The 7,515-nt window shown below is 71.8% G+C and carries 6 protein-coding genes and 2 pseudogenes; 5 read left to right on the top strand and 3 right to left on the bottom strand.

What is annotated here, in order from left to right; translation table 11 throughout:
* Positions 1–251 precede the first annotated feature (251 nt).
* Positions 252–1,127, bottom strand: a pseudogene (argB, locus tag LG634_RS12905) (acetylglutamate kinase); the annotation flags it as partial.
* Between the two features lie 437 nt (positions 1,128–1,564).
* On the opposite strand from argB, the gene LG634_RS12910 reads away from it, so the two are divergent.
* The gene (locus tag LG634_RS12910) at positions 1,565–1,777 is read left to right on the top strand and encodes an MbtH family protein (protein ID WP_226733901.1); all 213 of its coding nucleotides are present in this window, start codon (positions 1,565–1,567) and stop codon (positions 1,775–1,777) included.
* 84 nt (positions 1,778–1,861) lie between these two features.
* Here LG634_RS12910 and LG634_RS12915 read toward each other — a convergent pair whose 3' ends face one another.
* Positions 1,862–3,208: a lysine N(6)-hydroxylase/L-ornithine N(5)-oxygenase family protein gene (locus LG634_RS12915; RefSeq protein ID WP_226733902.1), complete on the bottom strand. Its 1,347-nt coding sequence runs from the start codon at positions 3,206–3,208 to the stop codon at positions 1,862–1,864.
* A 307-nt stretch (positions 3,209–3,515) separates the two neighbouring features.
* Here LG634_RS12915 and LG634_RS12920 point away from each other — a divergent pair, with 307 nt between their 5' ends.
* Positions 3,516–4,160, top strand: coding sequence for an FMN-binding negative transcriptional regulator (locus LG634_RS12920; RefSeq protein ID WP_226733903.1), 645 nt, complete (start codon positions 3,516–3,518; stop codon positions 4,158–4,160).
* Between the two features lie 27 nt (positions 4,161–4,187).
* Here the strand turns inward: LG634_RS12920 and LG634_RS12925 are convergent, their stop codons facing one another.
* The gene (locus LG634_RS12925) at positions 4,188–4,931 is read right to left on the bottom strand and encodes an LmbU family transcriptional regulator (protein ID WP_226733904.1); all 744 of its coding nucleotides are present in this window, start codon (positions 4,929–4,931) and stop codon (positions 4,188–4,190) included.
* Positions 4,932–5,359: 428 nt separating this feature from the next.
* Between LG634_RS12925 and LG634_RS12930 the strand changes: the two genes are divergently transcribed.
* The 3 genes and pseudogenes from LG634_RS12930 to LG634_RS12940 all read left to right on the top strand — a co-directional run.
* Positions 5,360–6,058: a hypothetical protein gene (locus tag LG634_RS12930; RefSeq protein ID WP_226733905.1), complete on the top strand. Its 699-nt coding sequence runs from the start codon at positions 5,360–5,362 to the stop codon at positions 6,056–6,058.
* 134 nt (positions 6,059–6,192) lie between these two features.
* Positions 6,193–7,347, top strand: a complete 1,155-nt coding sequence (locus LG634_RS12935; RefSeq protein WP_226733906.1) for a serine hydrolase domain-containing protein — start codon at positions 6,193–6,195, stop codon at positions 7,345–7,347.
* A gap of 41 nt (positions 7,348–7,388) precedes the next feature.
* A pseudogene (locus LG634_RS12940) lies at positions 7,389–7,515 on the top strand (N-acetyl-gamma-glutamyl-phosphate reductase); the annotation flags it as partial.

Below are 7,515 nucleotides of genomic sequence, written 5' to 3' on the forward strand. Positions count from 1 at the left end.
TCCAGCACGGCGAGCACCGCCCGCAGCGTCGCCGGGCTCGCGTCGGCCGGGATCTGGAGGATCAGCGAGCCCGGCTCGCTCCACGCGTCCCCCAGCCCCGGACCGGACGCCGCGCCGAACGCCGCCCCGGCCCGCGCCAGCTCCCGCGCGTCGGCGAACCGCAGCCGGATCAGCCCGTCGGGGGCCGGGTGCGCCGACTCCGGCGCCCACGGCTCCTCGTACGGCGGCACCAGCGACAGTCCGGCCGGACCCGGCACGATCACCGTGCCGGCCCGGCCGTCGGTGAACGCGTCGAGCACCGCGTGCGGCACCCGCCCGTCGATCACCCGCACCTCGCCCACCCCGCCCTGCACCGCCCGCAGGCAGCCCGCCATCTTCGGCACCATGCCGTCGCTCAACTCCGGGAGCAGCGCCTCCAGTTCGACGGCCGTCAGGCGCGGGATGACCTCCTCGCTGTGCGGCCAGTCCGCGTACAGCCCCGCCACGTCCGTCAGCACCACCAGCGCGTCCGCGCCCAGCGCGGTCGCCAGCGCCGCCGCCGCGGTGTCCGCGTTCACGTTGTAGACCTGGCCGTCCTCGGCACTGCGGGCCACCGGCGAGACCACCGGGATCCGGCCGTCCGCGAGCAGGCTCTCCAGGGCGCCGGTGTCCACCGCGGTGATGTCCCCGACCCGGCCCACGTCCACCGGCTCGCCGTCCACCCGCGGCACGTGCCGCACCGCCACCAGCGTGTCCGCGTCCTCCCCGGTCATGCCGACGGCCAGCGGCCCGGACCGGTTGATCAGCCCGACCAGCTCCCGCTGCACCCGCCCCGCGAGGACCATCCGCACCACCTCCATGGCGGCCGGCGAAGTCACCCGCAGCCCGGCCCGGAACTCGCGCTCCAGGCCGCGCCGCGCGAGCTCGGCATCGATCTGCGGGCCGCCGCCGTGCACCACGACGGGCCGCAGCCCGGCCCGGTGCAGGGCGACGACGTCACGGGCGAAGGCCGCCGTCAGGTCCTCGTCGACCATGGCGTGGCCGCCCAGCTTGATGACGACCGTCCGGCCCTGCGGACCGTCCCGACCGGGCAGGGCGTCGCCTGGGGACGGCGCCGCCGGGCCGCCGGGCGCGTGGTGGGAGCTCACAGGCACGACTCCTTCACTGGAGGAACCGGCCACGGGGCATGGGGCCCGGCCGGCCGGTGGAAAGGCGCTTGAACGCGTCACGAGAGCACTTGGCTGCGCAGCAGGCCCTTGGCAGGGTGAATAACCTGCCGGGCCCGGGCTCTGTGCTCGTGCCGGAATCATCGCGCGTGGACGAGGACAAACGGAAGTCGAATTTCCGCCTATCGCCCGGGCGAACAGCTGCTTTCCCGCCCGGATATTCCCGCGTACGCACCTCTGTCCCGTCACCGGGACAAACGGCACGCATATCGAGCGCGCGGGACGCCGTACACCTCCTCGGTATTGCCGAAAGGTGTCATGATCTGGCCCGGCGGTATCGCCTTGCTCATCCTCTGGTGGATGGCGGGTCGATTTCCGCTCGAATACGGATCGCATACGGCTCGAATGGGAGTGGATTCATGAGCAGCAACCCCTTTGAAAACCTCGACGGCCAGTTCTACGTCGTGGCCAACGACGAGCAGCAGTACTCGCTGTGGCCGTCGTTCACCGCGGTGCCGGCCGGCTGGCGCGTCGTCTTCGGCGAGGACACCCGCGGCAACTGCCTCACGTACGTGGAGGAGCGCTGGACCGACCTGCGGCCGCAGAGCGTCCGCGGCCCGCTGGCCGCGTGAGGGACGGGGGCGCCGCCACCCCCCAACGGGCCGGGCCCCGGTGCTGTCGACCACAGCGCCGGGGCCCCGTCCGTGCGTCCCGCATCACGCGGCCCGGGCCGCCTCGGCGACCGGCTGCGCCAGCTCCCGGCCGGTGCGCCCCAGCACGATGGAGTCGGCGATCTCGCCGCTGCGCACCGCGATGTTCGACAGCAGGGCCGAGGACAGGCCGTGGCTGTGCTCGGTGCCGCCCTGGACGTACACGCCGCAGGTCAGGCCGGGGGAGCCGACCAGGCGGTAGTCGCGCTCCATCCGGTGCAGGCCGGCCGCGTCCCGCTCGAAGTGGCGGTCGAAGTCGCCGAGCAGGCGCGCCGGGTCCACGCCGTCGTAGCCGGTCGCGAAGACCAGCGCGTCGACGACGACCTCCTCCGTACGGCCGGTCAGCTTCGAGCGCAGCAGCACCCGCGTCTTGTCCCCGTCCCGGGTGACCTGCTCGACCCGGGTCAGGTTGCGGAAGTGCAGCCGCTTGGTGTCGCGCACCTGCTCGTCGTACGTACGGCGGTACAGGTCGCGGATGACGTCGCCGTCGACCACCGAGTAGTTGGTGTTGCGGTGGTAGCGCCAGAACGCGTCCCGGCCCTGCTCGGTGCCGTAGTAGTACTCGTCCACCGCCGCCGGGTCGAACACCTGGTTCGCGAACGGGGTGTCGTCCGCGACGGTGTAGCCGTACGACGGGATGACCGCCGAGACCTGCGCCTGCGGCAGCGAGTCGTGGAAGAACCGGGTGATCTCGGCGGCGCTCTGGCCGGCGCCCACCACCATCACGTCCTTCAGGCCCGCCGGGTCCAGGGCGTTGTACTTGCCGAGGAACTGCGAGCTGTGCCAGACCCGCTCGTCGGACAGCACGCCGTCCGGCAGCTTCGGCACCAGGCCGGTGGAGATGGCCACGTTGCGCGCGGTCACCACGCTCGTGGTGCCGTCGCTCTCGCGCACCTCGACCTCCAGGAGGTCGGCGGTCGTGGCGCCCGGCTCGGTCACCGGCCGGATCGACAGCACGTCGGTGCCGTAGGTGACCTGGTGCGCCAGGCCGGCGGCCGCCCACTCCAGGTACTGGTGGAATTCCTGCCGGGTCGGGAAGAAGTCGTGGTTGTTCACGAACTGCGGCAGCCGGTCCGAGGCGTGCAGGTACGAGACGAAGCTGTACCGGGAGACCGGGTTCCTGAAGGTCGCCAGGTCCTTGAGGAACGAAATCTGCATGGTGGTCGACGGCAGCAGCATGTTCCGGTGCCATCCGAAGGAGGGCTGCCGCTCGAAGAAGTGGGACTTGAGCGGGTTCTCCGGAGTGCTCGCCCCGTGCTCTTCCAAGGCGATCGCGAGGGCCATGTTGGACGGGCCGAACCCGATTCCGACCACGTCGTAGATCTCCTGGCTGCGCCTACCCGTAATGCCCATGGAAATTTTTCCCCGCTTTCGTCTGGAACTCGGCTCGTGGCCCGAGAAGACCGTTCTCAGTCGTCTTTCGAAGAGTGCAACAAAGCCACTAGAGAACTGCATGAGGGCCGTTCGAGGCCCGGTGGACGTGTTCGACAGCTGAAAAGATTGTCCCGTCGACGGGACGGATGTATGGTCGGCGCTGATTTCAAGAATCTCCGCGTTGCGCCGTCGACGGCGTGGGTGTGTCCGGTGTCCGGAGCGATGCGATCAGTCATTTCCTGGGCACCAGAATGCCCAGAACCAATCGTCGAAAGGGTGTTTCCGGATGTTCGTGCCGAGCTTTTACCGCGAGCCGGACAGTTCGTGGATGGTGGACTTGATCCGGGGTAATCCACTGGCGCTCGCCGTGGCCAACGGAACCCCGGAGGACGGCCCGTTCGCCACGCATCTGCCGGTCATATTCGACCCCGAGACCTCCGCCGACTGGACCGGCGAGCTGCCGGGCGCCACGCTCCTCGGGCACATGAACCGCGCCAACCCGCACTGGTCCGCGCTGGAGGACGGCCAGGTCCTGCTGCTCACCTTCACCGGCCCGCACTCGTACGTCTCGCCGACGGTCTACGCGAAGACCCCGGCCGCACCGACGTGGAACTTCACGTCGGTGCACGTCCGGGGCGTCATCGAGAAGATCGACACGATCGAGGAGACCCTCGGCGTGGTGCAGTCCACCGTCCGCGCCTTCGAGGGCGCGTTCGGCAACGGCTGGGACATGACCGAGTCGCTGGACTACTTCCGCAAGATCGTGCCCGCGGTCGGCGCGTTCCGGTTCAAGGTCACCGGCGCCGAGGGCATGTTCAAGCTCAGCCAGGAGCAGCCGTGCGAGGTGCGCGAGCGGGTCCGCGAGTCGTTCGGCGAGAGCGCCTGCACGTACAAGCGCGAGACCGCGGGGCTGATGAGCCGGCTGCCGTGACGCACCGGGGGCCACGGCGCCGGCCGTTCAGGCGCCGATGGCCACCGGCAGGTCCGCGGGGCCCTCGGGCGGCGCGGCCCCCGCGGGGCCGCGCCCGGCCGGCACCGCCGACAGCTCCTCCAGGGCGCTCGCGGCCGCACTGTCCAGCGCGGCCGTCACCCACTGCTCGAAGTCCACGCCCGCCTGCTCCGCGGCCTTGTGCCACCACTGCAGCCGGCTGCCCGGCAGCTGGAGCAGCCGGTTCGGGTCGGCAGCCGGCTGCGGCCGGTCGCCCTGCCGGGCGGCCCGCAGCGCACTGCGCAGCTGCTTGGTCGTCCACTGGCGCTGCTCCGCCCGGTCCAGCCACAGGTCCTGCTCGGGGACCGGCATCGAGGCCAGCTCGGCGTGGTGCTGGAAGCTCAGGCCGGACCGGCGCCGCGTGATGTCGAACCGCCGCGCCACCCACGCGTAGTTGCGCAGGGTCTGGTACGAGAGACCGACCGCGCGGATCCCGCGCTGGTACCGGTCGGTGTAGTGGTCCTTGCCGAAGCGCAGCCAGTCGCCCAGCCACCAGCAGGACGAGTCGAGGACGCCGGCGAGCTGCCGCCCGGCCCGCTCCCACTCGTCGTACGCCATCCCGGTCGGCATCTGCAGGCCCACCTTGGTCGTCAGCACCTGCTCCCGGCGCGGTCCGGCGCCCGCCGTGCGCGGCGGCCGGACGGAGGGCTGCGGGAGATCGGTTGCCGGGCTGGCCTGCGGCCCCGCGGTGAGACCGGCCTGACGCGCCATCATGCCTCCAGGAGAAGGGTGTATTCGACCGGCCAGAACTCTCGCCGTGCGCTCTGGAGCGGCGGCGGAGCCCCGTTCGAACGCCGCACGCGAACGCCTGCCGTGTCCCGCCGACGGGACACCCGCCGCTGCGGCGCATGCGGCGGACATGCTGGACACCGTCCGGAATTCGGTATGTATTTCTCACTGGAAACCCGAGGAGCCCCCAGGGCTTCTCTTTCCGTGAAACCGATCCGTGTGGCGGTGGAACTCCCGCAGCCGCGCCCGCGTCCCCCTGGGTGCGGCTGCGGGCACATTCCGGGCCGTCATGTACCGCGTGTTTCTACATGCGTCTTGTGCATGCAATTCCGGCCGCCTGATTGGCGCAAATGAACCGTCGGGAAGGTACTTTTCCTACCGCGGTCCGAGACGGCCATGGAGGGGAGCCGTACGTGGACGACGACACCGAAAACGCCCTGTCGCAGGCCGACCGGACGGTCGCTGCGCAGCGGATGCTGCGGGACCGCCCGCACTGGTCGGACCGCCGGATCGCCGCCGACGCGGGGCTCTCCGCCACCACCGTCGCCGCCATCCGGCGCCGCGCGGCCGGCCGCACCGAGCAGCCGGCGGCGGCCCGGGTCGGCCGCGACGGCCGGGTCCGGCCCCTGCACGCCGCCGAAGGGCGGCTGCGGGCCAGCCGGGTCATCGCCGCCAACCCCGGGGCCTCGCTCCGGGAGATCGCCGAACAGGCGGGCATCGCCACGGCCACCGCCAAGGACGTGCGCGACCGCATCCGCCAGGGCAGGGACCCCGTCCCGCCCGGCCGGCAGCCCGTCGGCCGGCCGGCGCCGCGCCCCACCGCGGCCGCCCTCGGCCGGCTGCTGCCGACCATGGGCAAGGACCCGTCCCTGCGCACCGACGCCGGCCGGACCCTGCTGCACCTGCTGAGCGTCCACGCGCTCGGCGACGAGACCACCTGGCGCCGGCTCGCGCGGAGCGTGCCCGGCCACCGTGCGGACACCCTCGCCCAGGCCGCACGCCGCTGCGCCGACCACTGGCTGCGCTTCGCCGACGAACTGGAGACCCGGCGGACCGCCCTCGGCCCCGAGCCGGAACCCGGCCGACGGCCGGTGCCCGCAGCAGCACCCTGACCTTCCGCGTCCCGCCCGCCGGGCACGCGCACGGAGCCCGGGCGGCTCCGACCCCGCCCGGCCGGGCCCACGGGCCCGCCGGGACGCCCGTACGACCACAGCCACAGCACAGACGACCCGTCAGGAGCGGATCCATGACCATACGGAACAGAAAGCGCACCGGCCTCGTCGGACTGGCGGCGGCCGCGCTCGCAGCCACCGCCCTGACGGCCCCCGCGCACGCCACCACCCTCCCGGTGGGCGACCACACCGCGACCCAGAGCGCCATCGACGCGGCCGTCGCAGCCGGCATCCCCGGCATCACCGCCGAGGCGCGGGACAACGACGGGGTCTGGAAGACGGCCGCCGGCGTCGCCGACCGCACCACGGGCACCCCCCGCGGCAAGAACGACCGCTTCCGCGTCGGCCACATCACCAGCACCTTCGTCGCCACGGCCCTCCTGCAGATGGAGGCCGAGAAGAAGCTGACGCTCGACGACAAGATCGAGCGCTTCCTGCCCGGCGTGGTGACCGGAAACGGCAACGACGGCAAGGCGATCACCGTACGCCAGCTGCTCAACCACACCAGCGGCCTGTACGACTACTTCGCCGACGGCGACTACGTCTCCACGTACGTCCTGGGCGACGGCTACCTCCAGCACCGCTTCGAGACCATGCCGAAGGAGAAGCGCCTCCAGGTCGCCCTCTCCCACGCCCCGGCGTTCGCGCCCGGCGCCCGCCACGCGTTCTCCAACACCAACGACCTCGTCGCCGCGATGGTCCTGGAGAAGGCCGCGGGCCGCCCGTACGAGGACGAGATCCGCCGCCGGATCATCGTGCCGCTCGGCCTGAACGCCACCTCGAACCCGCGCAACGCCACCACGCTGCCGCAGCCGAGCAGCCGCGCGTACTCGAAGCTGTTCTTCCAGACCCAGCCCGACCGGATCGACGACGTCACCGAGATCAGCGGCTCGCACACCTGGGGCAGCGACATCATCTCCAGCGCCAGCGACCTGAACCGCTTCTACGCCGCGCTGGTCACCGGCCGGCTGCTGCCGCCGGCGCAGCTCGCGGCGATGAAGACGACCGTCGTCAACCCGGACTTCCCGATCTCCTCCTTCGGCCTCGGCCTGGAGCGGCTGACGCTCGGCTGCGGCACCACCGTCTGGTACCGCGACGGCGGCACCGTCGGCTGGCTGTCGCTGGTCGCCCTCACCGACGACGGCCGCCACCAGCTCACGTTCAACTACAACAGCGACTGGAGGGCGGACGACCTGCTCGCCATCCTCAGCGCCGAATTCTGCAAGTAGCACGCACGCCGGTGCAGGGCGGCGCGATACCAGGAGGGTTTATGACAGTGCGAGCAGCCGTGGCAGGAGCGAGCGGGTACGCGGGAGGTGAACTCCTGCGCCTGCTGACGGCGCACCCCGGGGTCGACATCGGCGCCCTGACCGGCCACTCGAACGCCGGACAGCGCC

This window comes from Streptomyces bambusae (assembly GCF_020532645.1).
Taxonomy (GTDB): Bacteria; Actinomycetota; Actinomycetes; order Streptomycetales; family Streptomycetaceae; genus Streptomyces; species Streptomyces bambusae.

Coding starts and splice junctions, on each gene's coding strand:
- LG634_RS12910 (WP_226733901.1), top strand. CDS start 1,565: ATGAGCAGCAACCCCTTTGAAAACCTCGACGGCCAGTTCTACGTCGTG.
- LG634_RS12915 (WP_226733902.1), bottom strand. CDS start 3,208: ATGGGCATTACGGGTAGGCGCAGCCAGGAGATCTACGACGTGGTCGGA.
- LG634_RS12920 (WP_226733903.1), top strand. CDS start 3,516: ATGTTCGTGCCGAGCTTTTACCGCGAGCCGGACAGTTCGTGGATGGTG.
- LG634_RS12925 (WP_226733904.1), bottom strand. CDS start 4,931: ATGATGGCGCGTCAGGCCGGTCTCACCGCGGGGCCGCAGGCCAGCCCG.
- LG634_RS12935 (WP_226733906.1), top strand. CDS start 6,193: ATGACCATACGGAACAGAAAGCGCACCGGCCTCGTCGGACTGGCGGCG.